The organism is Arhodomonas sp. SL1 (assembly GCF_052060015.1).
Lineage (GTDB): Bacteria > Pseudomonadota > Gammaproteobacteria > Nitrococcales > Nitrococcaceae > Arhodomonas.
The window spans coordinates 174,895-198,195 of sequence record NZ_JBPODZ010000007.1 but is presented as its reverse complement, the minus strand read 5'-3'; the positions used below and the strand labels follow the sequence as shown (position 1 = coordinate 198,195).

Below are 23,301 nucleotides of genomic sequence, written 5' to 3'. Positions count from 1 at the left end.
GTGGAAGCGTGTTCCCCATCAAATGGACAACTGTTCCCCATCAGACGGAACTGCGTTCCCCTTGACTGGAATACGCAATGTCGCCGGACTCGCGGTTGACGATGCGCCCGGTCTGTTTGTCCCAGAGCATGGGGACGGTCACCCGCGTGGTCGCGTCCGGCTTGCCGCGCTGGTAGACCTCGTAGAGGGTGCGGCAGCCGTTGGCGTGGTCCGGCGTGCTCATCTGAGCGTCGCCGAAGCGCCAGCCGTCCTCGCCGCCCATCCGCGGGTGCAGTACAGACAAAGAGATCACGTCCTCCAGGCCCTTCAGCCGGCGGTAGAGGATCGCCCGGTGGGCCCACGGACAGGCGTAGGAGACGTACAGATGGTAGCGGTCGGGCCGTGCGGGCCAGGCCGTCTCACCGCTCGGGCCCGGGCCACCGTCGGCGGTGACTCGGTCCCGGAAGCGGTCGCCCGCGCCGAGGCTAGCAAGCACACGCGGCGTCTCCTCGATGTCGCCGTGCCAGCGGCCGTCAATTAGTGCCTTGATGCGCGCCATGGCGCTCACCCTCCGCTCAGGCAACGCCCGCGAGGCGCCGCAACGGTTGCGGGAAACGACTGGGGCTCAGCGCCCAGCGGCCGTCACCGATCAGGGCCTGGACGAAGCACAGCAGCGTGAGATACAGGGGGTACTCCCAGCCCCCGCCCTCCGCGTCGAATACCCAACCGAACCCCGAATGGTGCCAGATGGCCCCCACCAAGATGGGCGCCAGCGCCAGCGCCACCCAGCGCGCCTGCACGCCGAGCACCAGGGCGGCCCCCCCGATGGCCTCCATGACGAAGACCACGTACGCCAGCCACCCGGGCAGCCCGATGGAGACGAAGAACTGCGCGGTGCCGGGCAGCCCGAAGGTCATCAGCTTGAGCACCACGCTGTGGGCGAGAAACATGACCCCGAGCGCCACCCGCAGCAGGAACGCGGCGTAGGGCGAAAAACGTTCGTCAACCATGGCGTTGCCTCCTCGATCGCCTGCAGTCGGTGGCCCACCATCGTCGGCGGGCTGCGCCATCATGAAATTGCTTTCATGCGTTGCGAAGAAGCATTCTGGAAACACAAAATTGCATAGGTGCAATGGGGCCGCGACCATGCTCGACTGGGACGACCTGCGAACCGTGCTCGCCATCACCCGCGCCGGGACTGCAGCCCGCGCGGCGGAAACCCTTGGGGTACACCCCTCCACGGTCTTCCGGCGGCTCAACGCCATGGAGCGCACGCTCGGTGTTCAACTCTTCCGGCGCCTCCCGGACGGCTACGTGCCGACGACAGCCGGCGAGGAGGCCGGCACCGTGGCCGAGCGTATGGAAGCGGAGATCGCGGTGCTCGGGCGACGCCTATCGGGGCAGGATCTTCGCCCCAGCGGCACGGTGCGCGTGACCACCACTGACACCCTCGTGGGCCTCCTCCAGAGCGATCTGCCGGCGTTCCGACGCGAATACCCCGAGATCGAGCTTCGCTTCCTGGTCACCAACCGCTTCTTCGATCTCACCCGCCACGACGCCGACGTCGCCGTCCGGCCGAGCATTGCGCCACCCGAGACCCTGGTGGGGCGACGGGTCGCCACTGTCGCCACGGCGCTATACGCCTCGCAGCGCTACCTGGACGAGAAACCCGCTGAGATGGATCTCGCCGAGCATGACTGGATCGCCCCCGACGAGAGCCTTGGCCAGCTGCCGAGCACCCGGTGGCTCGCCGCCACGGTCCCAGCCGAGCGCATCCACATCCGAGCGAACACCCTCATGGCCGCCTTGGAAGGAACCAAGGCCGGCGTGGGCGTTTGTCCGCTACCAGTGTTCCTGGGCGACGCCGAGCGCGGGCTGCGACGGCTGGGCGCGCCCCTGCCCGAGCTGGCGAGTGAGCTGTGGCTGCTCACCCACCCGGACCTGCGCTTTGTCGGCCGCGTCAAGGCGGTGATGGACTTCGCCGCGGAGGCCCTCCGGCGGCGTCGTGCTCTCTTCGAGGGGGTGGGCACGGATCCGGCGGGTGGCTCGGAGAATGGGGCGCGTTAACTCGCGAACAGCGGCACCGCCTCCGCCCCGGGTAGGTCGTTCATTTGGTGTCGGGGAGGTTTCCGCGATCAAGTCCATGGCCAGGCCGACCACCAAGTCCTTGGCTTGCGAGGCGCTCTTGGCGATGAGCAAGGTGAGCGCCGCAGCCCCTGCGCGTTCAGCGTCAGGCGCGTGCCTTCCTGGCGCAGATACAGCAGGAACAGGAAGGCGCCCGGAGCTTGTTGCCATCCGAGGTAGTGTTTCAGCCGCCGTCGGACCTGGCACTTTCCTCCTGGGGAACTACTAAGAAATCCTCGGTATCTGCCGACTCATCTAGGTCAGCCTCCGTGCTACCAGGACGCCCCATCCGCGGTCTCGACAAACCCGCCACCGCTGCGATACTCCCACACGCGGAAAGACCACGGACGCGACCCCTGACGCCGCCAGCGGTACCCGTTTCACCACCGCAAGAAGCCCCGAGGCCGAATTCCCGCAGTATTCCATTCCGACTGCTCCAACGCATCGGTAATATGGAAAAGAAACGAAGCCGAGCAAGCAGCGCGCGCCGATGCCCGAGAAGACCAACCCATACCCGGAACTGCTCGATGAGCTCCGCGCCTTCGTTAAAGCGCGCGACTGGTCGCAGTTCCACTCGCCGAAGAACCTCGCCATGGCGCTGACTGCGGAGGTCGGCGAGCTGGTCGAACCTTTCCAGTGGCTGAGCGGCGACGAATCCGACACCCTGGATTCAGCCACGCGGGCCGAGGTCCGCCGGGAATTGGCAGACGTTCAGATCTACCTGATGCTGCTCGCTGACCGTTTGGACATCGACCTCATGGACGCAGCCGGGGCCAAAATCGAGGAGAACGCAGGGAAATATCCCATCGACCGGGCGCGGGGGCGCTCCAGCAAGTACAACGAACTCTAGGCCGGCTTCATGCTGGTATACAGCAGCGACAAGGGCACCTTCCTCAACGACGTCCGGAGCAACCTGATCTCCGGGCGTATCCTCGAGGCCATGCGCCGGCGGGGCCAGGGTGGCGTCAGCGCCAACGAACGCCGCTCGTGGGAGGTCTCCCTCCAGTACATGAAGAACGTCCTGGAGGACGGCGCCATTCCCGACGATGCCGGTGTGGCCGTGGAGTATCGCATTCCGCAGACCTCCAAGCGCGTGGACATCATCGTCTCCGGCCTGGACGAAGATCACCGCGACGCCTGTGTCATCGTCGAGCTCAAGCAATGGGAACGGGTGGAGCCCACCGGTAAGGACGCGGTGGTCCGCACCTTCCTCGGCGGCGCCCACCGGGAAACCACCCATCCTTCCTACCAGGCCTGGAGCTACGCGGCCCTGCTCGAGGACTTCAATGCCACGGTGCAGGAGGAAGGCATCCGGCTGGAGCCCTGCGCCTATCTGCATAACTGCGTGGACGGGGCCGGTGTGCGGGACCCGCACTATGCGGAGCACATCCAGCGCGCCCCGGCCTTTCTACGACACGATGTCGACCGGCTACGGCGCTTCATCCGGCAACACGTATGCCAGGGCGATCACAACCGCGTCCTCTACCGTATCGAACAGGGCCACATTCGCCCGTCCCGTGACCTCGCCAATTCCCTAGCGAGATTGATGCGCGGCAACCGCGAGTTCCTGATGATCGACGATCAGAAGCTCGTCTACGAGGCAGCACTGGAAGTGGCTGATCTGGCGGAGCACAGCGACAAGCAAGTGCTCATCGTCGAGGGCGGGCCGGGCACGGGCAAGTCGGTGGTAGCCATGAACCTGCTGGTCGAGCTCACACAGCGGTATCGGACGGTCCACTACGTCACCCCAAACCGCGCGCCACGACAGGTCTACGAAACCCGGCTCACCGGTACAATGACCAAAAGCCGATTCAGTAACCTGTTCAAGGGCTCCGCCTCCTACGACGACAGTGACCGCGATAGCATGGACGTTTTGCTCGTGGACGAGGCCCACCGACTGCTGGAGCGGTCGCAGTACCAGAAGGCCGGTGCCAACCAGACACGGGAAATCATCCGCGCGGCGCGTACCAGCGTCTTCTTTATCGACGAGGCCCAGCAGGTGACTTGGAAGGACGCCGGCTCCTCCAGGGAGATCGAGCGCTGGGCGCAGCGGGAAGGGGCCACCATCCAGCGGGCGGTGCTTCAATCCCAGTTCCGATGCAACGGCTCCGACGGCTACCTGACCTGGCTGGACGATGTCCTGCAGCTACGCGAGACGGCGCAGGACGACCTCTCAGGCATTGCCTACCACCTCGAGGTGTTCGACACCCCCACTGCCTTGCGGGATCGCATCTTCACCCTGCACGAGCAGGGCCACAAGGCCCGACTAGTGGCCGGCTATTGCTGGGACTGGGTCAGCAAGAACGACCCGGACGCCTGGGACATCACCCTTCCCGAGCACGGCTTCCGCATGCGCTGGAACCTGAACAACGACGAGGGTCGCTACCTGGAAAAGCCCCACTCCATCGACCAGATCGGGTGCATCCACACCGTGCAGGGCCTGGAAATGGACTACGTGGGGGTGATCATCGGACCGGACCTTATCGTCCGCGATGGCCACGTCATCACCCGAGCATCCGAGCGCGCCCGGACCGACCGCTCACTCCACGGCTACAAGACCGCCCGCAAGCGGGAACCGGAGGCCGCGGACGCCCGGGCGGAGGCGATCATCAAGAACACCTATCGGACGCTGATGAGCCGGGGCCTCAAGGGGTGCTTCCTCTACTGCACCGATCCTGAGACCCAAGCGTACTTTCGGCGGCGCATAGCAGCGGCTGTAAGCCAAGAAGCCACTCGACCCTCACCGCCGACCGCTGATCCAGCGCCCGCGCGCCAGTGCGAAACGGAAACGCCACCGCCCAACCCGGACGCGCCGAGATTCATCCCCGCTGACGAGCTGACGCCCGCGGACAATGCGCTCCCTTTCATCGACCTGGAAGCCGCCGCCGGCGGCTTCGCCGAGGGTTTCACCGAGGCGCAATCCTTCTCCGACGCGGACACCTGGGTCGCACTCCCGGACTTCTACCGCGCCCGTCCCGGTCTGTTTGTCGCACGACTCATCGGCGAATCCATGAACCGCCGCATCCCTAACGGCTCCCTATGCCTCTTCGCCGCCACGCCGGGCGGCTCGCGCAATGGCCGCGTAATGCTCGTCTATCACCGCGACATCCAGGATCCGGACGGCAACGCCGGGCTCACCGTAAAGGTGTACCACAGCGAAAAGACGCCAGAGGCCGACGGGCAATGGCACCACACCCGCATCATTCTTGCGTGCGACACCACCAAACCGGGATACAACGACATCGTCCTCGAAGGTGCAGAGGCCGGGGAACTGCAGGTCCTAGGCGAGTTCAAAGGAACGCTTGATGAACCATAATCCCCGGCCCGCCATACCAACCGTTTGGCCAATTGCGATACAAGCGCCCGCCCAGTGGCACGCGCGCCCGCCGCCCGCGAAATGTCAGCTGCCCCCTTTTTACGCGTGAACCTGATCCAAAACGGAATAGTAACGGGATTCTACTCACCACGCAGAGCTCCGCTGAATTACCGCCAAAACCCATAGGTCAGAAGAAAGCTAACGCGATGCGGTTGCGCTGCGGGCGGCGAAGCCGACCGTCACCTCGAACCGCTGGTTATTCCACTTTTTCGCTCAGCATGCAAAGTCGTACGGATGTAGCGGCGGTTCCGCCTCGTGAATCCACACAGTCTCTCTCCTGTACCATTTCCATGCAGCCAAAACCGCAGCGCAGGCCGCGACGGAATGGTCGCTCTGCTCTGGCAGCATTCCCACACCCCGCAGGCCCATAGTCTCAAGCCACTCCAACAACCCTCGTCTGGCTCGCGAGTCGCTCTTCATCTTCCGCACGAACTCGATCGGGGCGCCCCGAAGAGCCAGGGAGGCCGTCGGATGCACCTCCACGATGTTCACTTCTGGTCGTTCTTTCGCAATGAGCCTACTTACCGCGACACCACGTAGTGTCAGATACACCATCCGAGGGGCCGACGGAGCCATCACCGACCCTGGAGGCAGTCCACTTCCGATAACCGCTTTCCGCAAGCCGACATCACCTTCCCGACTTCCCCCTACTGGCGAGTAAGACAGCGGGGCGTCCAAGCCGACCACACCTGACTTCGGCACCAGCCTCAGAATCTCCGCATCGCTTGCGCCAGCCACCAACTCGTCCAATTCCAGACCCTCACCCTCCCGACGAAAGACTGCAACCGAGGTGTGTTGCGCACTTCCCGGTCCGGACAGGTCAATTCCTACGAGTCGGTTCATTTCCCCTCCGCGGCACAACGGCAAGGCTTACATGCCGGCTTGGAGGCGCACAGCGCCGTAAAGGCGGTCGCCATAGAGCCGCTGGTTATGTGTTGCCGGCGACATTGGGGTAGCGTTCTGGATGTTGGATGATCTCTTCGGTCAGGTCTACATCGAGGTCTGGCCAGTAAAAGTGACCGGGTGCCACTTCCTCAACATTAAGAATTGCCCGAACAGGCTGCTCCTTAAACCAGGGGAAGTCAGCGTAGGGCATAAAAAGCTCATGATCGTGAGCAAGAAGCCATACGCCATGAGAGGAAATGTTCGTCACTTCAACTTCCGAAGTGTTGGAGCCAAGCGCTGACAAGCTCATCTCTGTGGCCCTCCACCAGTGCCTCAATCTCTTTCAGTTGCTGACGGCTATAACCGTAGTTATTGGCCAATTCTATGTCCGGTTCTATCCAAAACTTCGCCTCGCCGTCACCCGAAATCACATGAACGTGCTTTCGTGACTCTTCTCTTGAGAAGAAGAAAAATCGATAGCCCTTCTCCCGGAATACTGTCGGGCTCATTCAAGCTCCCCGTAGCCGACCCATCTAGCCCAATAATGCCCGGGCCCGTCAGTCCATGCCAATCAAGGACCCTATGCCCTCTTCATCTATCGTTCTCTTGGCTTGCTCCAAGGCAGCATGATCGCTCGGAAACTCATCATCCCAGACGGTCGAATTCCCAAACTCGTCCACGACTTCCAGGATCCAGCCGCCATGATCTCCGCGATAAATATCCACCTGAACAGACTCGCCATTGGATTCCAGACCCTGGCTTAGCGGACTCATCTCCACTTCGAAATCGTCATCCACGAAGACTACTCCCATTTATCGGGCCCAAACACACATAAAACAAACAGTGAAGCATTTCTTCGCCGGGCGCAGCATGGCGGATAAATGCCTGTTGGACGAAGCCGCCCATCAGGTTGCTACGCCTTTAGATAGGAATTTGTATTGGCGCGACTGCGGCGTGGCGCGAGGATGCGCGCACATCGGGCCATGATGGAGGCTGCGGGGGATGCTGGGAGCCATGTGCCGAGTCCTTCCGGGCTCAATACGCGAAATGTAGCGTGCCTGATGGCGAAATCCAACCTTGGGGCGAGCGCGGCCATCGGCCGTGCCCCGGCCGGGTGTCGGAGCCCGTGGTCCTCTGCGCGGGTTACGTCACGCTCGATACCCGGGCGCGCTCGGGTGTGCTGCGCGAAGCCACGGTGGCACATGGCTTCGATTATTTTTTCTCGTAACAGTTATGCGTACATCAGCCCACCCTTTGGCTCAGGGATCGGGCGTCCGAGTTCCTTCGCGGTTTCGATCCATTCCTCCATGACTCGCCGAGCGTTGGCGAGGGCCTGCGCATAGGTCTCACCATCGGCCATGCATCCGGCTAACTGCGGCACCTCCACGATGAAACTGCCGTCGTCCTCACTCCAATAGATGATCAGCAGGTACCTAATCGGCATCGGTCTCACCCAGCCGGTACCTGACCCGTATAGCTCCGGCCGGTGTCGAGACCTGACGTTATCGCGACCCCCACCAACGCGCCAGCCAGTGCCGCAGGGCTGCGCCGATTCCCGCCGCTTCGGTTTCCACGGCTCTCCCCTGCTCCGTTCCGATAACCCCGTTGGCGAAATCCGCGGTGGTAAGGATCGGGCGCGTAGTCCCCGCTCCCGGCCAGCGGGCCGCGAAGCCGTTGTTGTCCTCCACTGCCCGGCGGCCGAGTTCGTCCAAATGATCTACCAGCTCGGCGAGGGGGTAGGCGGCGTCGGAGAGGTTGCCGGTCTTCAGCAGGCGGATCTCGTGGAGGCGGAACGGCCGTTCCGCTCCGGTATCCGTACCGCGGCAGGCGTCGATCTCCAGCTCCAGGGTGGTGTTCTGGATGATCTCCTCCACGCGCTCGCGGATGGCGGAGTCGGCCTCGGGCACGGTGTCGGTCTCCGGGGCGATGAGGCGGACCAGCACGATGTCCGTGCAGCCCTGGCGCAGCAGGGGTGTCAGGGGCGGGTTGCGGGTGTAGTAGCCGTCCCAGTAGGCGTTGTCACCGATGGTCACGGCGTCGAAGACCATGGGGTGGGCCATGGAGGCGAGGACGGCCCGCAAGCTCAGGCGATGGGTGCGCTCCGCCTGGTCCGGGGTGGCCATCAATCGGGCCGGCTTCGGGTCGCTGGTGAACAGGTGGGCCTTGCCGGAGAGGACGTCCGTGGCGGCGACGGTCACCAGCGGCGGCGCGGCGGGCAGCGCGGCAGCGTCGGGCGCCTCGCCCAGTCCGGGTGCGGCGGCGGTGATGAGGTCCTGCACCATATCCATGGCGACGCCGCGGAAGCGCCCCGGCGGCACGGCCTTGGGCAAGCCCAGGGCCTCCAGGCGCCGGTGCAGGCCGATGAGGGCGCCGATGGCCTCGTCGGGGATGAAGCGCAGGGCGCCGTAGCGCTCGCGGAGCAGGTCCTCCATCCGGTTGAGCCGCCAGAAGGCGTCCAGGTAGGTCTGCGGCGCGGCGCCGTCGTGGATGGCGCGGGCAAGCAGCAAGGCGTTCAGGGCGCCGCCGGAGGTGCCAGTAATGGCGTGGATGCGCTCCGGCGGGAGGGGCCCGCCGGGGCGCGTCAGCGCGGCGAGGACGCCGGCGGTGAAGGCGGCATAGGCGCCGCCGCCCTGCAGTGCCAGCCCGATGCGTGTACCCGCCATGGCCGTTCCCGATCTCCTTGGGTGTGGCCAGTCCTACCACATCGGTGTGGCCGGCGACAGCGCGGGCTCAGCCCTCGACGATGCCCGCCTCCACCAGCCGGGCGATGGCGGCCTCGTCGAGGCCCAGCTCGCCGGTGAGGATGGCCCGGGTGTGCTCGCCGATGCGCGGCGGGGCCTGGGGCGGACGCGGCGGTGTGGCGGACATGCGGATGGGGCAGGCCACCAGGTCCACATGCTCGGCGCTCTCGTGGGGCACCCGGACCTGCATGCCACGATGCTGCACCTGGGGGTCGGCGAACACGGCGTCCATGGTATTGATGGGCCCGCAGGGCACGCCGGCGGCCTGCAGGGCCTCCACCCATTCGGTGGTGCTGCCCCGGGCGATGCGCTCGGCGATCACCGGCACCAGTTGCTCCCGGTGGGCCACGCGGGCGGCATTGGTGGCGAAGGTCGGGGCATCGGCGTAGCCCTCCAGGCCGGCCACCTCGCAGAAACGCCGGAACTGGCCGTCGTTGCCCACCGCCAGCACCATGTGGCCGTCGGCGGTGGCGAAGACCTGGTAGGGGACGATGTTCGGGTGGGCGTTGCCGGCGCGCTGCGGCACCTTGCCCCCCACCAGGTAGTTGGAGGCCTGGTTGGCGAGCATCGCCACCTGGACGTCCAGCAAGGCCATGTCGATGTACTGGCCCTCGCCGGTGCGGTCGCGGTGGCGCAGGGCAGCGAGGATGGCGGTGCTGGCATAGACGCCGGTGAACAGATCCGCCACCGCCACGCCGGTCTTCATGGGCTCGCCGCCGGGGCTGCCCTCGGGCTGGCCGGTGAGACTCATCAACCCGCCCATGGCCTGGATGAGGACGTCATAGCCCGGCCGTTCGGCGTAGGGACCGTCCTGGCCAAAGCCGGTAATGGAGCAATAGACCAGGCCCGGGTTCACCCCGCGCAGGGATTCATAGTCCAGCCCGTAACGGGCCAGTCCGCCCACCTTGAAGTTCTCGATGACCACGTCGGAGCGGGCGCCGAGGTCGCGGATCAGGGCCTGGCCGCGCTCGCTGGCGATGTCCACGGCGAGCGAGCGCTTGCCGCGGTTGGCGCAGAGGTAGTAGGCGGACTCCCGGGTGGGCCCGCCGGCGGGATCAGTGAGGAAGGGCGGGCCCCAGCCGCGGGTGTCGTCGCCGGTGCCGGGGCGTTCGATCTTGATCACCTCGGCGCCCAGGTCAGCGAGGAGCTGGCCGCACCAGGGGCCGGCCAGCACCCGGGAGAGATCCAGCACGCGGATGCCGGACAGTGCGCCTTTCATCGGTTCGCTCACGCGTTCGCCCTCCGTTTCGATGACCTATGCTCGGATGGCCCCCACCGTGCGCCGGCATTGCGGCAGGGAACCTTACGGCCGGGGCGGGTACGTCGACCGGGACACGCTGTGAATCCGTCCCTGGACGCTCGACAGTACCCTCCGCCTACCACGGGAAGGGTTTGACCCCGGCGATCAGCCGGTAAAGGCCTGGATCCCCGTCTGCGACCGCCCCAGGATCAGGGCGTGGACGTCATGGGTGCCCTCGTAGGTGTTCACCGTCTCCAGGTTCACCATGTGGCGCATCACGTGGTACTCGTCGGAGATGCCGTTGCCGCCGTGCATGTCCCGGGCCTGGCGGGCGGCGTCCAAGGCCTTGCCCACGTTGTTGCGCTTGATCAGCGACACCGCCTCCGGCGCCCAGGTCCCCTCGTCCATCATCCGGCCGACGCGCAGCGCCGCCTGCAGGCCCAGGGTGATCTCCGTCTGCATGTCGGCGAGCTTCTTCTGCACCAACTGGGTGGCGGCCAGGGGCCGGCCGAACTGCTTGCGATCCAGGGTGTACTGTCGGGCGGCGTGCCAGCAGAACTCCGCCGAGCCCATGGCCCCCCAGGCGATGCCGTAACGGGCCTTGTTCAGGCAGCCGAACGGGCCGGCCAGGCCCACGCCCTCGGGCAGGAGGTTTTCCTCGGGCACGAAGGCGTCGTCGAGGACGATCTCGCCGGTGATGGAGGCCCGGAGGCTGAGCTTCCCATGGATGGTGGGGGTCTCGAAGCCCTCGGTGCCGCGCTCGACGATGAAGCCACGGATCTTGCCGTCATGGGCCTCGGACTTCGCCCAGACCACGGCGATATCGGCGATCGGGCTGTTGGTGATCCACATCTTCTGGCCGGTCAGCCGATAACCGCCGTCCACGGCGCGGGCCCGGGTCTTCATGCCGCCGGGGTCGGAGCCGTGGTCCGGCTCGGTGAGGCCGAAGCAGCCCACCATCTCACCGGTGGCAAGCTTGGGCAGGTAGTTCCGCTTCTGGTCCTCGCTGCCGTAGGCGTGGATGGGGTGCATCACCAGCGAGCTCTGCACGCTCATCGCCGAGCGGTAGCCGGAGTCCACCCGTTCCACCTCCCGGGCGATGAGCCCGTAGGCCACGTGGCTCATGCCCGGGCCGCCGTAGGCCTCGGGGATGGTGGGGCCGAGCAGGCCGAGATCCCCCATCTCGGTGAGGATCTCGCGGTCGAAGCGCTCCTCCCGATAGGCGGTGAGAACGCGGGGCTGGAGGCGCTCCTGGCAGTACTCCCGGGCCGCCTCGCGGGCCATGCGCTCTTCTTCGGTAAGCTGTTGATCGAGAAGAAACGGGTCTTCCCAGACGAAGTTGCTCATTGCTGTCCTCCTACGGGCACGTCTGTGGGTAGTCTGGCAGCCGCCGGGTCATTTGGGAAAAATGGGGCCGGACTGGTAGCGATCACTTTTCCCTATCCCATCGGGGCATCCCGCGCGGATATGCGGCGCGTTTGAAATACTTAGACATAAAATACCGTACCGGGTACCCTACACCGACGAGTCAGGGAGGCAATGGACGCAGATGACCGATAGCAAGGCCGGTAGCCCCGATACCCGCAACAAGAAGGTCCTGCGCCTGTGGTTGCGCATGCTGCCCACGGTGGGCTTGGTGGAGCAGCAGCTGCGGAGCCGCTTCCGGGAGCACTTCACCATCACCCTGCCCCAGTTCGACGTGCTCGCGGAGCTCGAGCGCGCCGGCCGGCCGCAGACCATGTCGGAGCTCTCGCGGCTGCTGCTGGTCTCCAGCGGCAACGTCACCGGCCTGGTGGACCGGCTGGTGCGCAGCGGCTACGTCACCCGCCAGCCCTGCCCGGAGGACCGCCGAGTCCAGTGGGTGGAGCTCAGCGACAAGGGCCGCGCCGAGTTCGACGAGATGGCCCGAGCCCACGAGGCCTGGCTGGTGGAGCTCTTCGAGGAGCTCAGCGACGAGGAGGTCGACGAGCTCAACCGGATGATGGCCCGGATGAAACAGGCCCTGAAGCACCGCCTCAGCGTCGCCGAGGTGGCCTGAGCCCACGGGCCGGCGCCCTCAACCGGCGCTTTCCAAGCGGGGCCACGGGTCCGCCCGGCCCGACAGCAACCTCTGCGCCCGCCGCCGCAGTGGCGGCGCCGCGAGCTCCCCTGCCCGTTCCAGCACCAGCGACAGCGCCCGCTCCCCTGACGGCGTATTCCCCCAACCACGGGCCGACTCCGCACCGTCGGCCAACCAGAGCCAGCAGAGGGCGCGGTCGCGTGCCTCGCCGTCGCCCGTCGTCTCAGCCAGCTCCATCACCTGCCGCAGCAGCCGCCGGGCGGACGGAGAGGCATCGCCGCGGGCGAGGAGCATGCCCTCGGCGGCGTCCAGGGCCAGCTCTTGCCACCGTGCCGCCGGCAGGCCGTTCCCGCGCGCCAGCTCCAGGGCCCGCTGGAAGTGGTTAACGGCCTCCTCGAGGGCAGCGCCACGCACTGCCAGCCGTCCGGCCTGGTGCCACCAGCGGATGGCGAAGCCCAGGTCGCCGGCCGCCTCCAGGTGTCCGGCGATCGTCGCCGGCTCACGGTCGCGGGCCTCGTCGTCCTCGAGCAGGGCGTGTGCTGCCGCCGTATGGAGGGCACTGCGACGCCGGCGGGTAAGGGTGGCATAGACGATGTCGCGGACCTCCTCCCGGTGGAAGCGATACCAACCACGGTCACACTGGAGTAGGCCCCGTTCCACCAGGCGCTGCAGCACGGCATCCAGGGGCACCCCCGGCGGCGCGATGGCGGCAAGGCGTTCACGGGGGAATGCACCATTGAGCACCGAGGCCGCCTGGAACACCCCCGCGCCCGTGTCCAGCGCGTCCAGCTCGGCGTGGATACGCATTACCGTGCGCGTGGGGCCGATGCCGGGGCCGCCTCCCACCGCCGGTGGTGCGGCCGCCGGCCCGCCGGCCTCCTGTGGCCGCAGACGCCAGAGGGTACCGGCGTCCGCCGCAGCGACGCGCTCGCCGGTGAGCACCCCCCGGACGCCCTCCCAGGAGGGCTCATCGAGGGTGACCCCGCCGGCGTCGGCCTGGTCGCGGACCCGGCTGGCCGCTTTGGGACCCTGGCCGAGCACATCGGGCACGCCCCGCCCGAAATCGGCGAGGAATGTCCCCGAATGCAACCCGATGCGGGCGCGCACCGCCCCGTCCAGGGTGATGACGATCTCCCGGGCCGCCTCGGCCGCCTCCAGCACCGCCCGCTCCCCCGCCAGGGGGAAGCCGAAGTAGGCGATCACCCCGTCCGGTGAACGGGCATCCACCAATCCACGCCGGCGCCGGATGGCCTCCACCACCTGTCGGCCGGCCTGCTCCAGTGCCTCGGCCAGGCATTCCTCGTCCACGTCGCCCGCCACCGGCGTAACCGCGATGAACTCGCAGCACAGGCAGGTGAGTAGGCGCCACTCACGGCGTTCCGTCGCCTCGGAGAGCGCCCCCGGGACCGCGGCGACTGGGGCCTCGGCCAGGGAACGGGCCAGGCGCTGGATCTCCGCGCCCGGCTCGTCGCCGGCCTCTGTGGCCAGTTTCCGGCGGTACCGTTCATAGTGGCGCAGGGCACGGCCCGGTGAGCCGTCCTCGGCGAGGAGGCGCATGATCCACTGGTGGCTGGACTCGTCCAGGGGGTACAGCCGCAGCAGCCGCCGGGCAGCGTCCACCGCCGCAGTCAGCCTGCCGTGGGCCTCCAGCCATTCGGCGCGGGCCTCCAGGACCCGGGCGGCGCGCGCGCGTTGCTCCTGGCGCTGGGCGCCCAGCCATCGCGCAAACGGTCCGTCATCGGCCGAGGCGAGGGGCATGTCCAGCAACGGGCCACGCCAGAGGGCGTCGAACCAGGCCACTGCATCCTCATCGGCTGGACAGCCGTCCTCGAAGGGAGGCAGGTCCAGGCACAATCCCGGGCGCGGGAGCAGCGCCAGTTCGGTGCGCGAGGCGTGCAGGACATCGCCACCGACTGTGGCCTCGAAGAAGCGCCGCAACTCGAGCACCACTTGCCGCAAGTTGGCACGCGCGGCGGCGGGATCCAAGTTCGGCCAGAATATACGCGCCAGCTCCGGGCGGCCGTGCCGCCGGTCACGCCCCACGGCAAGAAACGCCAGTAGGTCCAGGGCGCGCCGGCAGCGCAGCCGGTGGGTGACCTCCTCGCCGCCGTAGCGCAGCAATGGCGCCCCGAGCAGCCGGATCTCCAGAACACCGCCTTGGGTATCGCCCGTACGAACCATGCCTCCCCCTCTCGATCCCGCAGGAAACCGGGAACGAAAGGGATTCTAGGGGCCTGCGCCGCGGCGGTTTTAACCGAAAATCCGATCCGCCGGGGCCGTTACTCCAGCCCGATGCACAGCCACATGCCCCCGGGGTCGTCCTCCCCCGTGGGGCCATGGCCGTAGAGCATCAGTGAAGGGGCGGCGATGATCCGCTCGCCGGAGTACGGGAACCAGTGGGCGAGCATACCGGCGAACAGCCGGCCCATCTCGATCAAGCCGATGGGGGCGCGGGCGCAGGCGTAGCGCCCCGCCGCAGTGGTGAAATGGAACCATCCCGCGGCGGGATCACCTGCACCCTCCTCCGTTGATGCCGGCCCGGTCGCTGCCTGCTGGCGGCTGACAGGACCGCCTCCCCCGTCCAGGCGGACGCTGCAGTCGTAGCGGATCCGCTCCGGCGGCGTCAGCCGGGGATCGTCATAGACCAGCCCCACCCATGGCGCGGACAGCAGGGCAGGGAAATCCCGGCGCAGCAGGGTGGAGAACTCCACCCAGCGGGCGGGCACACGGTAGTACGGGCCATGGAAGCGGACCGCCCGCACGGGGATGGCAGGGAGGCGGTGGATCTCTACCTCCACCTCCCGGCCATAGTCCGGATCCTCCCGGATGAGGTCGCCCCATTCCGTGTCCACCATCGGCCCCTTGGTGGCGCGCAGGGCCTGGGGGGTGACGCCGAACTGCCGGACGAACGCCCGCGAGAAGGCCTGTTGCGAGCCATAACCGACGTTGATGGCGACATCCATCAGCGGTTCATGGCTATAGAGGAGACGCTGCGCCGCCGCCTCCAGGCGTATCCGCGCCACATAACGGCCGATGGGCTCACCCACTTCCTCGCGGAAGAGCTTTTGCAGCTGGGAACGGCTGAGTGCGGCCTCCGCCGCCAGCTCCTCGATCAGGATGGCATCGGACTCCGGCATCTGGACCGCATGCATGGCCTCCTCGATCCGCCGGATCGCCGTCCGGACCCGGGGATCGATGCCCCGGCGCTCCCCGTCATCCGGCCACGGCACCGGGCTGCGCTCCGGTGGCAACACCCCGTCGTCACTCACGGGCTCTCCCCCTCTGCGTACCGTACCCTTTTCGGGAAAGATACCAGCTCGCCGGGCAACGGCGTTACCGGCCAGCGTCGGGGACACCTTAGAGGGAGAGGCCGCCGAGACTGGTGCCGCCGCAGACGTAGAGGGTCTGTCCGGTGATGAAGCCGTTCTCCGGCGCGGCGAGGAAGGCCACGGCCCGGGCCACGTCCGCCGGCTCGCCGAGACGGCCCACCGGCACCCCGGCGGCCAGCTGCGCCTCCTTGTCGCTGCCGGCCGGGACCACGCCGTGGAACATGTCCGTGCTGCGCACCGGCCCCGGCGCCACCACGTTCACCGTCACCCCCGCGGGGGCGAGCTCCAGCGCCCAGGTGCGGGCCATGCCGATCATGCCCGCCTTGGTGGCCGAGTAGGAGGTGCGGGTCTGCAAGCCCTGGGCGGCCCGCGAGGAGAGCAGCACCACCCGGCCGAAGCCGCGCTCGCGCATGCCCGGCAGTGCCGCCTGCACCAGCGTGATGGCGGCACCGAGGTGGAGATGGGTGAGGGCGTCCAGGTCCTGGACGTCCACCTCCTCGAGCAGGGCGGCGCGGATCACGCCGGCGTTGTGCACCACGGTGGTGACCGGATACCGCGCCGCCACGTCGCCGGCCGCCTGCTCGGTGGCCGCGGTGTCCATGAGGTCCACGGAGACGTTCTCCAGGCGCGGATGGTCGATGTCGCTGGCCCGCCGGGCCAGGGAGACCACACGGTAGCCCCCCTCCAGGAGCTCGGCGCAGATGGCCCGGCCGATGCCGGCGCTACCGCCGGTGACGACGGCCACGGACTCGTTCATTTCGCTTCCTCCCCCATCGCGGCGAGCTCGCGCTCGAGCACCTTCGGCTCTTCCCGCCACCTCGCCAGTATGTCCTCCGCCGCCGGGTCGGCGGCGCTCTCCTCGACCCCCGCCTCCAGGGCGGCAACCACGCCACGGGCGAGACGCGCCGGCGCCGCCGGCAGCGGGAGGTCCGCGGGACCGCCATACGGCCCGGCGAAGACCGTGAGCACCCGCACGCCACAGGCATGACACCGCGCCCGCAGCCCCTCGCCAGCGGACAGGGCCATGGCCTGGACCGCGGACTCCCGCCCCAGGGCCGGCAGATGGGCTCGGCCGAAGATCGAGGCGAGCTGCACGACAGCGCCGCCCCGGTCCGCGAGGGGGTCGCGCAACGCGTCCGCCAGGGCCAGCGGCGTGTGCACCGCCGCCTCCGAGGCCGCACGACCACCGGCTTCGGCGAGGGTCTCCAGGGAAGCATCACCACCGGCACCCGCAACCGCCAGGACCAGGGCATCCACGTCGCCGACGGCCGCCCGCGCCGCGGCAGTGTCCCGCAGGTCACCGAGGGCGGCGAGCTCCGCCCCCTCCGCCGGTTCCACGGCGACGCCGCCGGCCTCCAGGTGGACCACCGAGGCCCCGGCGGCGAGCAGGGCCTCGCCGATGGTCCGGCCGAGCTCCGGCACGGCGGCATACACGGCGATCCGCCGCCCCTGGGATGGAAAGGTGAAGGCGTTCATGTCGGCACGGACCTCCGGGTCGTCGTCGTGATCTCGGGCATGGGCCACCAGCACCCCCTCGCCGCCGCGGTCCAGCACGGCGCGGACCGTGACGGCCTCGCCGGGGGCCACCGGCCCCGCCAGATGGCAGAGCGCCTGGGCGCCCTCCGCCAGGGCGACGGTGCCCACACGGAATGGAAGTCGGGTGGCGAAATAGGGCTCGTTGCTGTGGTGCAGACGTGTCGCCGCCAGCAGCGTCCCCGTCCCGGGCACGGCCCGCCATTCGAGGGCATCGGCGAGGCAGCGGCCGCAGACCTCCCGGGGCGGGTAGGAGAGCCACCCGCAGGACCGGCAGACCGGCAGCTCCAGGCGCCCGCGGGCGGCGCCGGCGGTTAGGCGCCGGCCCAGCGGGCCGCGCTGGCGCGGTGGCAGGAGACCGCTCATGCCCCGCCCTCCCCCAGTACGGCCGCGGCGGTGCAAAGACCGCGGTCATAGTTGATCATGCCGAAGCCGCTCACCAGCCCGTGCCGCGCGCCTTCTACGGGTGTGCCCAGTGCCTGGCCGGTGAGCTGGCGCAGCCCCTCCACCAGGCCGAGGTAGCCCCCCGCGGCACCGGCCTGGCCCACCGAGAGCTGGCCACCGCAGGTGTTGTGCGGGAAATCCCCGGCGGCGGTGAGGTCGCGAGCGCGCACGAAGGCCGGCCCCTCGCCTTTGCCGCAGAAGCCGAGGTCTTCGATCTGCATCATCGAGATCACCGGGTAGTCGTCGTAGGTCTCCAGGAAATCCATGTCCGAGGGGCCGAGGCCGGCCTGCTCGTAGAGGGCGTCGCGGTCGTAGAGCCAGCCGCCGCGGTACTGCACCGGATCCTCGGGGAAGGCGTTGTGGCGCTCGATGGTGCCGAGCACCCGGGCATGGGCCAGGCCCAGGGCGCGGGCCCGCTCCGTGGTCATTACCAGGAAGGCCTCCGCCCCTGCGCAGGGCATCACGCAGTCGAGCAGGTGAATGGGCTCGGCCACCGGCCGCGCCCTGAGGTAATCCTCCAGGCTCAGGGGACGCCGCAGCAGGGCGTGGGGCACCTCCGCGGCATTGGCTCGCTGGCTCACCGCGACCCGCCCGAAGTCCTCCCGCGTGGCCCCGAACTCACGCATGTAGTGATCGGCGATGAGGGCAAAGCTCGCGTTGGGGCCGCCGGCGCCGTGGGGGTAGACGAAGTCCCGGCTCATGGTCGAGAAGTTCTGCATGAGCCCGCGGAAACTGCCGAAGTTCGCGGTATCGCCAGCGAGGCAGGCCACCACCTCCGCGTCACCGCACTGCACCGCCCGGGCCGCGCGCCGCAGCGCTACCACGCCGCAGGCGCCGCCGGTGGGGATATGCTCCAGCCAGCGGGGCGAGAGGCCGGCGTACTGGGTGAAGCCCACGGCGGTGTCCGGGGCGAGGGTGAAGCTGGAGACGGCGAGGCCGTCCACCTCGGCCTTGCCCAGGCCGCTGCGCGCCAGGAGCTCGCGCAGCGCCCCGGAAAGGAAATACGCCGCCCCGTGATTGGAGCGCTTGGTGTAGCCCCAGCTCACCGGCACCGCCACCGCGACGCCGTCGTAGCCCATGCTCATGCGCGCCTCCTCACCGCCGCTTCTTCAGGCTGCGGGTGTCCATGCAGCAGGGCTGGCCGGGCAGGTCCCGCACCAGGCCCTTGAGCTCGCCGCGCTGCACCTTCTGGGTGGGCGTCAGCGGCAGGGCGTCTACGAAGGCCACGTAGCCCGGCGCCTTGTAGTAGGCCAGCTGATCCAGGCAGTAGTCCACGATGGCGGCGGCGCGCGCCTCGCGCTGATCCGCCGGCACCGGCTCGGCGGTCACCACGCAGGCGATCACCTCGTCGCCGCGGACCTCGTCCGGCACCGCGCCCACGGCCACCTGGTGGACCAGCGGGTGCTGCTGGAGCACGCTCTCCACCTCCATCGCGGAGATGTTCTCGCCGCTGCGGCGGATGACGTTCTTCTTGCGGTCGACGAAGTGCAGGGAGCCGTCGGGCCCGCGGCGTACCACGTCGCCGGTGTGGAACCAGCCGCCCGCCCAGACCTCGGCGGTGGCCTCGGCGTTCTTGAGATACTCCCGGAAGAAGCCGTGGGCAGGATCGTCGCCGGCGGCACGGACCCACAGCTCGCCGGGCTCGCCGTCGGCGACGTCACGGCCGTCGTCACCCACCAGGCGCAGCTCCACCGCTGGCCCCGGCCGGCCGAAGCAGGACGTGCCCACGTGCCGGGGCTCGTGATTCGCGATGATCGCCGCACCGGGGCCGGTCTCGGTCATCGCCCAGGCCTCCAGTAGTGGGAAGCCGAAGCGCTCCTCGAAGGCGGCATGGTGGCGCTTGTCCACGCCGGCACCGAAGCCGAAGCGTACGTGGTGCTCCCGGTCCGCGGCGGAGGGCTCAGCGGCCAGCAGCATCGCCGGCATGACCCCCAGGTAGTGGACCACCGTGGCCCGGCTCTCGCGCACGCTGTCCCACCAGCTCCGGGGATGGAAGCGGTCCAGCAGGATCAGGCAACCACCGGTCACGACCATGGCCAGGGTGGAGAAGGCCATGGCGTTCATGTGGTTCACCGGCAGCGGGGTGAGCATGCGCTCGCGGCCCTCCTGGAGGGTGGCGAGGCCGCCCAGGCCCGCATACCACTCCCCGGCGCCGAGGAAGTACTGGTTGGGCAGCACACAGCCCTTGGGCCGGCCGGTGGTCCCCGAGGTGTAGAGCAGGGCGCACTCGCTGTCCCGGTCGAGCCCCGTCGCCGCGGCCTCCCGCGGCGACGGCGGCACTGCCTCGCCCGGGCTCATCACGGCGAGCCGGGTACCGGCGCGCTCGGCGGCGGCGCGCAGGTCGTCGGCGCGCCCGGGCAGCGTCACCGCCAGGGCGATCTCGCTGTGCCCACACAGGTACTCCAGCTCCGCGGCGCGCATCTCCGCGCTAATGGGCACCACGCTGACGCCCAGGCGGTTGAGGGCGAACCAGTGGGTGAGGAAGGACGGCCGGTTCTCCAGCAGCAGCCCCGCCCGCAACCCGGGGCCGTAGCCGGCGTCCCGGAAGGCCCCCGCCAGGGCGTCGACCTCCCGGCAGACCTCCGCATAGGTCCGCTCACCGGGCTCGATGCCGTAGATGGCGGCGGTCTCCGGCAGGACCTCCAGGAAGGGGTGGTCCGGGAAGCTTTCCGCAGCGTCGCGGAACGCCTCCCAGACGGTATTGGCACGGCTCACGGGCACCTCCGCCTACAGATACAGCTGCACCGCCGGGTGGCTGGCGTCGCAGTTGAGCAGGTTGACCCGCTTCATGCGCATGCGAAGCCCCTCGCCGTTGGCGCTGAGATGGTGATAGGCCGTCGCCGCGTAACGCAGCACGTCGTCGCCCTTGGCCTCCGTGTAGTGGAAGTCCGTGCGCAGGACGTACTCACCGGTCTCCGGGTCGCGGCGCTCGATCCGGGGCTGGGCGAGCAGATGGTGACCGCGCACCGTCGGCCGCAGGGAGAAGGCCCGCGGGCTCTTCATTCGGCCGAGGCGGACCTGCATGAGCAGCCGGTCGTCATAGACCAGGGAGGTGTGGTGATCCGGATCGCGCTGGTCATGCTCCAGGGGGATCCAGTACACCCCGTCCTCGGTGAACAGCGCCTCCCACTCCTCGTAGCGCTTCTCGTCGAGCAGCCGTGCCTCGTGGTAGACGAAGTCCACGAGCTCCTGGTCGCTGGGTGTGTAGTGTTCGCTCATCACGCTCTCCCCCTCACTCGCCCCGGGACGCGCCCTCGGCCATGAACTTCCTCCACGCGCGGAACTGGTTGCGCATGGAGATCTCGCTGGTGCCGTTGTCCAGCCGCTCGGATTCCTCCAACTCCGCCGGGTCGAAGTCCCGGTGCAGGCTGATCCACTCGTTGCCGGTGGCGAGCAGCCCCTCCTGGATCGCCTCATAGCAGTGCAGGTCGTCGTGGCCGACCACGGAGAACGGCGAGTTGATCAGCCGCGAGTAGGTCTGGGTACGCTGCAGCAGCTCCTCCGGCGCGCCCTTCAGCCGGAAGGTCCAGCTCTCGATCAGGGTCTTGTTGGCGCTGATGGGCCGGGCGACGCGGATCGCCTGGATGGCGCACTTGGAGGTCATGGTCGGGTAGAGGACGGTGTTGTGGCGCACCGTGGTGAGGATCTCCCGGGCCCGCTCCGGGCCGTAGGCGGCCTCCATGGCGCGGTCGTACTCGGGTACGCCCGAGTAGTGGGAATGGATGCTCACCTTCTCGCCGTCGTAGCTGTGGCCGTTGTCGAACACCCGCACGCCGCCGGCGTCGAAGAACTGGTAGTCGTTCACGAACGGCAGCAGCTGCTGGATGATCATGGGCTTGGGCGCGTCCTCGGGCTGATCCTTCCACAGCTCCTTGGCGGTGCCCGCGGCCGACTCGTGGACGATCATCGGGTGCATGGTGTCGTTGAGGTTCTCGACGAACATCTTCCAGTTGCAGTCGTGCATGAACCGCAGGCACCCGCCGGCGACCTCGATCTCGCCCTCGGGGGCGCGGTCGACCATGTTGTCCAGCGAGGTGATCACCGGCCCGAAGTACTCCTCGAAGTCCGGGCCGTCGTCGCTGACGCGCACGAAGATGAAACCGCGGTAGTTGCGGACATTGTCGATGGTCACCAGCCCCTTGGCGGAGCGGCATTCGTTGAGCCGCGTGCCCTCATAGCCCTTCTTGAACGGGATGGACAGCAGCGAACCGTCGGTCTTGAACGTCCAGGCGTGGTAGGGGCAGCGGAAGAACTTCCCGGTGTTGCCGCACTGCTCAGGGGCGAGCTTGGCGCCCTTGTGGGCGCAGCGGTTCATCATCACCCGCACGCTGCCGTCGGTGTGACGCACCGCCATCAACGGCCGTCCGGCGATGGTGGCCGTGAAGTAGTCCCCGGTGTTGGGGATCTGGCTGTCGTGACACAGGTAGTTCCAGGTGCGCGCGAAGAGATACTCCTGCTCCAGCTCGAAGAGCTCCTCGCTGAGATAGACGTCGCGGTGGACGCAGTCGTCCTGCACCAGCGCCGCGATCGCCTCCGGATTGTCGCGATACTTGCCCATTGCCTTCTCCTCCTCGTTCACAGATCCAGCACCAGCCGGTCACCCCTGGCGCGGGAGATGCAGATCTGCATCACGCTGTTGCTCGCCTTCTCGTCGTCACTCAGGTAGTAGTCCCGGTGATCCACCTCGCCCTCGATCACCTCGGTGGAGCACACCCCACACTCACCACGCTCGCAGTCGGACAGCGGGTCCAGGCCCGCCGCCACGGCCGCCTCCAGGATGGTCTGGTCGGCCGCCACCTGCAGGGTGACGCCGGAGGCCCGACATTCCACCTCGAAGGCGTGGTCACCGGCCGCCGGCGCGGCAGTGGTGAACAGCTCGAAATGCACCTGCTCCGGCGGCCAGCCGCGGGCACGGGCCTTGTCGATGAGGGCGTCGATCATGCCCTTGGGGCCGCAGACGTAGAGGTGGTCGGCCGGGTCACAGCCGTCCAGCACCGCGTCCAGGTCGAGCGCGGTGTCCGGCTCGTCATCGGCGTGGATGCTCAAGCGCTCGCCGGCCAGCGCGCGGATCTCGTCGACGAAGGCGAGCTGCTCGCGGCTGCGGCCGCTGTAGTGAAAGCGGTAGTCCCGGCCGGCGGCGCTCAGCGCCGCGGCCATAGACAGGATCGGCGTGATGCCGATACCGCCGGCGATGAGCACGCTCCGCCCCGCTCCCTCGTGCAGGGGGAAGTCATTGATCGGCCCCTCGACGGTGAGCCGATCGCCGGGCCGGACATGCTCGTGCATATACGCCGAGCCGCCGCGGCTCTCCGCCTCCCGCCGTACCGCGATGACGTACCGCCCCGGGCGCTCCAGGCCAGCGGCATCCGGCTGCCTATGCACCAAGGAGTAGTGGCGCTGCTCGGTGCCGCCGGCCAGTGGCAGCTGAAAGCGCAGATGGGCGCCGGGGGTGAACGCCGGCAAAGTGCCGCCCTCCGGATCCCGCAGCTCGATGCGCCGGATCAGGGGGGTCAGCGCCTCCACCGCCGCCACTTCCAAGGTCATCTCGTTCATGATTCGCCCCGAATTTTAATCCAAATGAATATATTTGC

Annotated in this window: 23 protein-coding genes; 4 read left to right on the top strand and 19 right to left on the bottom strand. The window is 68.2% G+C overall.

The genetic code is table 11. The annotated features are described in order from the left end of the window. Positions 1 to 40: 40 nt before the first annotated feature. The gene (locus tag ACQ754_RS11965; RefSeq protein WP_440997265.1) at positions 41 to 538 is read right to left on the bottom strand and encodes a hypothetical protein; all 498 of its coding nucleotides are present in this window, start codon (positions 536 to 538) and stop codon (positions 41 to 43) included. A gap of 16 nt (positions 539 to 554) precedes the next feature. After that, positions 555 to 989: a DoxX family protein gene (locus tag ACQ754_RS11960; RefSeq protein ID WP_440997264.1), complete on the bottom strand. Its 435-nt coding sequence runs from the start codon at positions 987 to 989 to the stop codon at positions 555 to 557. Between the two features lie 136 nt (positions 990 to 1,125). Here ACQ754_RS11960 and ACQ754_RS11955 point away from each other — a divergent pair, with 136 nt between their 5' ends. From ACQ754_RS11955 to ACQ754_RS11945, 3 genes are all read left to right on the top strand, one after another. After that, positions 1,126 to 2,046, top strand: coding sequence for a LysR family transcriptional regulator (locus ACQ754_RS11955; RefSeq protein WP_440997263.1), 921 nt, complete (start codon positions 1,126 to 1,128; stop codon positions 2,044 to 2,046). Positions 2,047 to 2,593: 547 nt separating this feature from the next. Beyond that, positions 2,594 to 2,953 (top strand): nucleotide pyrophosphohydrolase, encoded by a 360-nt coding sequence (locus tag ACQ754_RS11950; RefSeq protein WP_440997262.1) that lies wholly within the window; start codon positions 2,594 to 2,596, stop codon positions 2,951 to 2,953. A gap of 9 nt (positions 2,954 to 2,962) precedes the next feature. Next, the gene (locus ACQ754_RS11945; protein WP_440997261.1) at positions 2,963 to 5,419 is read left to right on the top strand and encodes a DNA/RNA helicase domain-containing protein; all 2,457 of its coding nucleotides are present in this window, start codon (positions 2,963 to 2,965) and stop codon (positions 5,417 to 5,419) included. A 273-nt stretch (positions 5,420 to 5,692) separates the two neighbouring features. Here the strand turns inward: ACQ754_RS11945 and ACQ754_RS11940 are convergent, their stop codons facing one another. The 8 genes from ACQ754_RS11940 to ACQ754_RS11905 form a co-directional block, all read right to left on the bottom strand. Further along, positions 5,693 to 6,322 (bottom strand): DUF429 domain-containing protein, encoded by a 630-nt coding sequence (locus tag ACQ754_RS11940; RefSeq protein WP_440997260.1) that lies wholly within the window; start codon positions 6,320 to 6,322, stop codon positions 5,693 to 5,695. Positions 6,323 to 6,407: 85 nt separating this feature from the next. Next, the gene (locus tag ACQ754_RS11935; RefSeq protein WP_440997259.1) at positions 6,408 to 6,674 is read right to left on the bottom strand and encodes a DUF2442 domain-containing protein; all 267 of its coding nucleotides are present in this window, start codon (positions 6,672 to 6,674) and stop codon (positions 6,408 to 6,410) included. Beyond that, positions 6,634 to 6,873 (bottom strand): DUF4160 domain-containing protein, encoded by a 240-nt coding sequence (locus tag ACQ754_RS11930; protein WP_440997258.1) that lies wholly within the window; start codon positions 6,871 to 6,873, stop codon positions 6,634 to 6,636. The genes ACQ754_RS11935 and ACQ754_RS11930 overlap by 41 nt, the downstream gene beginning before the upstream one ends. Before the next feature lie 48 nt (positions 6,874 to 6,921). Further along, entirely contained in the window at positions 6,922 to 7,161 is a 240-nt protein-coding gene (locus ACQ754_RS11925; RefSeq protein WP_440997257.1) for a hypothetical protein, read from the bottom strand. 434 nt (positions 7,162 to 7,595) lie between these two features. Beyond that, positions 7,596 to 7,808: a type II toxin-antitoxin system HicB family antitoxin gene (locus ACQ754_RS11920; RefSeq protein ID WP_440997256.1), complete on the bottom strand. Its 213-nt coding sequence runs from the start codon at positions 7,806 to 7,808 to the stop codon at positions 7,596 to 7,598. 58 nt (positions 7,809 to 7,866) lie between these two features. Continuing rightward, entirely contained in the window at positions 7,867 to 9,027 is a 1,161-nt protein-coding gene (locus ACQ754_RS11915; RefSeq protein ID WP_440997255.1) for a patatin-like phospholipase family protein, read from the bottom strand. 67 nt (positions 9,028 to 9,094) lie between these two features. Next, entirely contained in the window at positions 9,095 to 10,336 is a 1,242-nt protein-coding gene (locus tag ACQ754_RS11910) for a CaiB/BaiF CoA transferase family protein (protein WP_440997254.1), read from the bottom strand. Positions 10,337 to 10,510: 174 nt separating this feature from the next. Further along, positions 10,511 to 11,692 carry an acyl-CoA dehydrogenase gene (locus tag ACQ754_RS11905; protein WP_440997253.1) on the bottom strand — a complete coding sequence of 394 codons (1,182 nt, stop codon included), beginning with the start codon at positions 11,690 to 11,692 and terminating at the stop codon, positions 10,511 to 10,513. A gap of 202 nt (positions 11,693 to 11,894) precedes the next feature. Here ACQ754_RS11905 and ACQ754_RS11900 point away from each other — a divergent pair, with 202 nt between their 5' ends. Beyond that, a complete protein-coding gene (locus ACQ754_RS11900; protein ID WP_440997252.1) occupies positions 11,895 to 12,383 on the top strand; it encodes a MarR family winged helix-turn-helix transcriptional regulator in 489 nt (162 codons plus the stop codon). A gap of 18 nt (positions 12,384 to 12,401) precedes the next feature. Here ACQ754_RS11900 and ACQ754_RS11895 read toward each other — a convergent pair whose 3' ends face one another. The 9 genes from ACQ754_RS11895 to ACQ754_RS11855 form a co-directional block, all read right to left on the bottom strand. After that, positions 12,402 to 14,585 carry a BTAD domain-containing putative transcriptional regulator gene (locus ACQ754_RS11895; protein ID WP_440997251.1) on the bottom strand — a complete coding sequence of 728 codons (2,184 nt, stop codon included), beginning with the start codon at positions 14,583 to 14,585 and terminating at the stop codon, positions 12,402 to 12,404. Positions 14,586 to 14,683: 98 nt separating this feature from the next. Continuing rightward, positions 14,684 to 15,673: a helix-turn-helix domain-containing protein gene (locus tag ACQ754_RS11890; protein ID WP_440997250.1), complete on the bottom strand. Its 990-nt coding sequence runs from the start codon at positions 15,671 to 15,673 to the stop codon at positions 14,684 to 14,686. A gap of 88 nt (positions 15,674 to 15,761) precedes the next feature. Then, positions 15,762 to 16,490: an SDR family oxidoreductase gene (locus tag ACQ754_RS11885; RefSeq protein WP_440997249.1), complete on the bottom strand. Its 729-nt coding sequence runs from the start codon at positions 16,488 to 16,490 to the stop codon at positions 15,762 to 15,764. Next, positions 16,487 to 17,632 (bottom strand): OB-fold domain-containing protein, encoded by a 1,146-nt coding sequence (locus ACQ754_RS11880; protein ID WP_440997248.1) that lies wholly within the window; start codon positions 17,630 to 17,632, stop codon positions 16,487 to 16,489. The genes ACQ754_RS11885 and ACQ754_RS11880 overlap by 4 nt, the downstream gene beginning before the upstream one ends. Then, complete coding sequence (locus ACQ754_RS11875; protein WP_440997247.1) at positions 17,629 to 18,795, bottom strand: thiolase family protein; 1,167 nt, start codon at positions 18,793 to 18,795, stop codon at positions 17,629 to 17,631. Before ACQ754_RS11875 ends, ACQ754_RS11880 begins: the two co-directional genes overlap by 4 nt. Before the next feature lie 10 nt (positions 18,796 to 18,805). After that, a complete protein-coding gene (locus tag ACQ754_RS11870; protein WP_440997246.1) occupies positions 18,806 to 20,425 on the bottom strand; it encodes an AMP-binding protein in 1,620 nt (539 codons plus the stop codon). Positions 20,426 to 20,437: 12 nt separating this feature from the next. Further along, positions 20,438 to 20,929 (bottom strand): aromatic-ring-hydroxylating dioxygenase subunit beta, encoded by a 492-nt coding sequence (locus tag ACQ754_RS11865; RefSeq protein ID WP_440997245.1) that lies wholly within the window; start codon positions 20,927 to 20,929, stop codon positions 20,438 to 20,440. Between the two features lie 13 nt (positions 20,930 to 20,942). Then, positions 20,943 to 22,268, bottom strand: coding sequence for an aromatic ring-hydroxylating dioxygenase subunit alpha (locus tag ACQ754_RS11860; protein WP_440997244.1), 1,326 nt, complete (start codon positions 22,266 to 22,268; stop codon positions 20,943 to 20,945). A gap of 17 nt (positions 22,269 to 22,285) precedes the next feature. After that, on the bottom strand, positions 22,286 to 23,263 hold the full coding sequence (locus ACQ754_RS11855) for a PDR/VanB family oxidoreductase (protein ID WP_440997243.1): 978 nt from the start codon (positions 23,261 to 23,263) through the stop codon (positions 22,286 to 22,288). Between the last annotated feature and the right edge of the window lie 38 nt (positions 23,264 to 23,301).

Bases quoted from the DNA above. Each gene is read 5' to 3' on its own strand.
- ACQ754_RS11965 (WP_440997265.1), bottom strand. From the start codon at position 538: ATGGCGCGCATCAAGGCACTAATTGACGGCCGCTGGCACGGCGACATC.
- ACQ754_RS11960 (WP_440997264.1), bottom strand. From the start codon at position 989: ATGGTTGACGAACGTTTTTCGCCCTACGCCGCGTTCCTGCTGCGGGTG.
- ACQ754_RS11955 (WP_440997263.1), top strand. From the start codon at position 1,126: ATGCTCGACTGGGACGACCTGCGAACCGTGCTCGCCATCACCCGCGCC.
- ACQ754_RS11950 (WP_440997262.1), top strand. From the start codon at position 2,594: ATGCCCGAGAAGACCAACCCATACCCGGAACTGCTCGATGAGCTCCGC.
- ACQ754_RS11945 (WP_440997261.1), top strand. From the start codon at position 2,963: ATGCTGGTATACAGCAGCGACAAGGGCACCTTCCTCAACGACGTCCGG.
- ACQ754_RS11940 (WP_440997260.1), bottom strand. From the start codon at position 6,322: ATGAACCGACTCGTAGGAATTGACCTGTCCGGACCGGGAAGTGCGCAA.
- ACQ754_RS11935 (WP_440997259.1), bottom strand. From the start codon at position 6,674: ATGAGCTTGTCAGCGCTTGGCTCCAACACTTCGGAAGTTGAAGTGACG.
- ACQ754_RS11930 (WP_440997258.1), bottom strand. From the start codon at position 6,873: ATGAGCCCGACAGTATTCCGGGAGAAGGGCTATCGATTTTTCTTCTTC.
- ACQ754_RS11920 (WP_440997256.1), bottom strand. From the start codon at position 7,808: ATGCCGATTAGGTACCTGCTGATCATCTATTGGAGTGAGGACGACGGC.
- ACQ754_RS11915 (WP_440997255.1), bottom strand. From the start codon at position 9,027: ATGGCGGGTACACGCATCGGGCTGGCACTGCAGGGCGGCGGCGCCTAT.
- ACQ754_RS11905 (WP_440997253.1), bottom strand. From the start codon at position 11,692: ATGAGCAACTTCGTCTGGGAAGACCCGTTTCTTCTCGATCAACAGCTT.
- ACQ754_RS11900 (WP_440997252.1), top strand. From the start codon at position 11,895: ATGACCGATAGCAAGGCCGGTAGCCCCGATACCCGCAACAAGAAGGTC.
- ACQ754_RS11895 (WP_440997251.1), bottom strand. From the start codon at position 14,585: ATGGTTCGTACGGGCGATACCCAAGGCGGTGTTCTGGAGATCCGGCTG.
- ACQ754_RS11885 (WP_440997249.1), bottom strand. From the start codon at position 16,490: ATGAACGAGTCCGTGGCCGTCGTCACCGGCGGTAGCGCCGGCATCGGC.
- ACQ754_RS11880 (WP_440997248.1), bottom strand. From the start codon at position 17,632: ATGAGCGGTCTCCTGCCACCGCGCCAGCGCGGCCCGCTGGGCCGGCGC.
- ACQ754_RS11875 (WP_440997247.1), bottom strand. From the start codon at position 18,795: ATGAGCATGGGCTACGACGGCGTCGCGGTGGCGGTGCCGGTGAGCTGG.
- ACQ754_RS11865 (WP_440997245.1), bottom strand. From the start codon at position 20,929: ATGAGCGAACACTACACACCCAGCGACCAGGAGCTCGTGGACTTCGTC.
- ACQ754_RS11860 (WP_440997244.1), bottom strand. From the start codon at position 22,268: ATGGGCAAGTATCGCGACAATCCGGAGGCGATCGCGGCGCTGGTGCAG.
- ACQ754_RS11855 (WP_440997243.1), bottom strand. From the start codon at position 23,263: ATGAACGAGATGACCTTGGAAGTGGCGGCGGTGGAGGCGCTGACCCCC.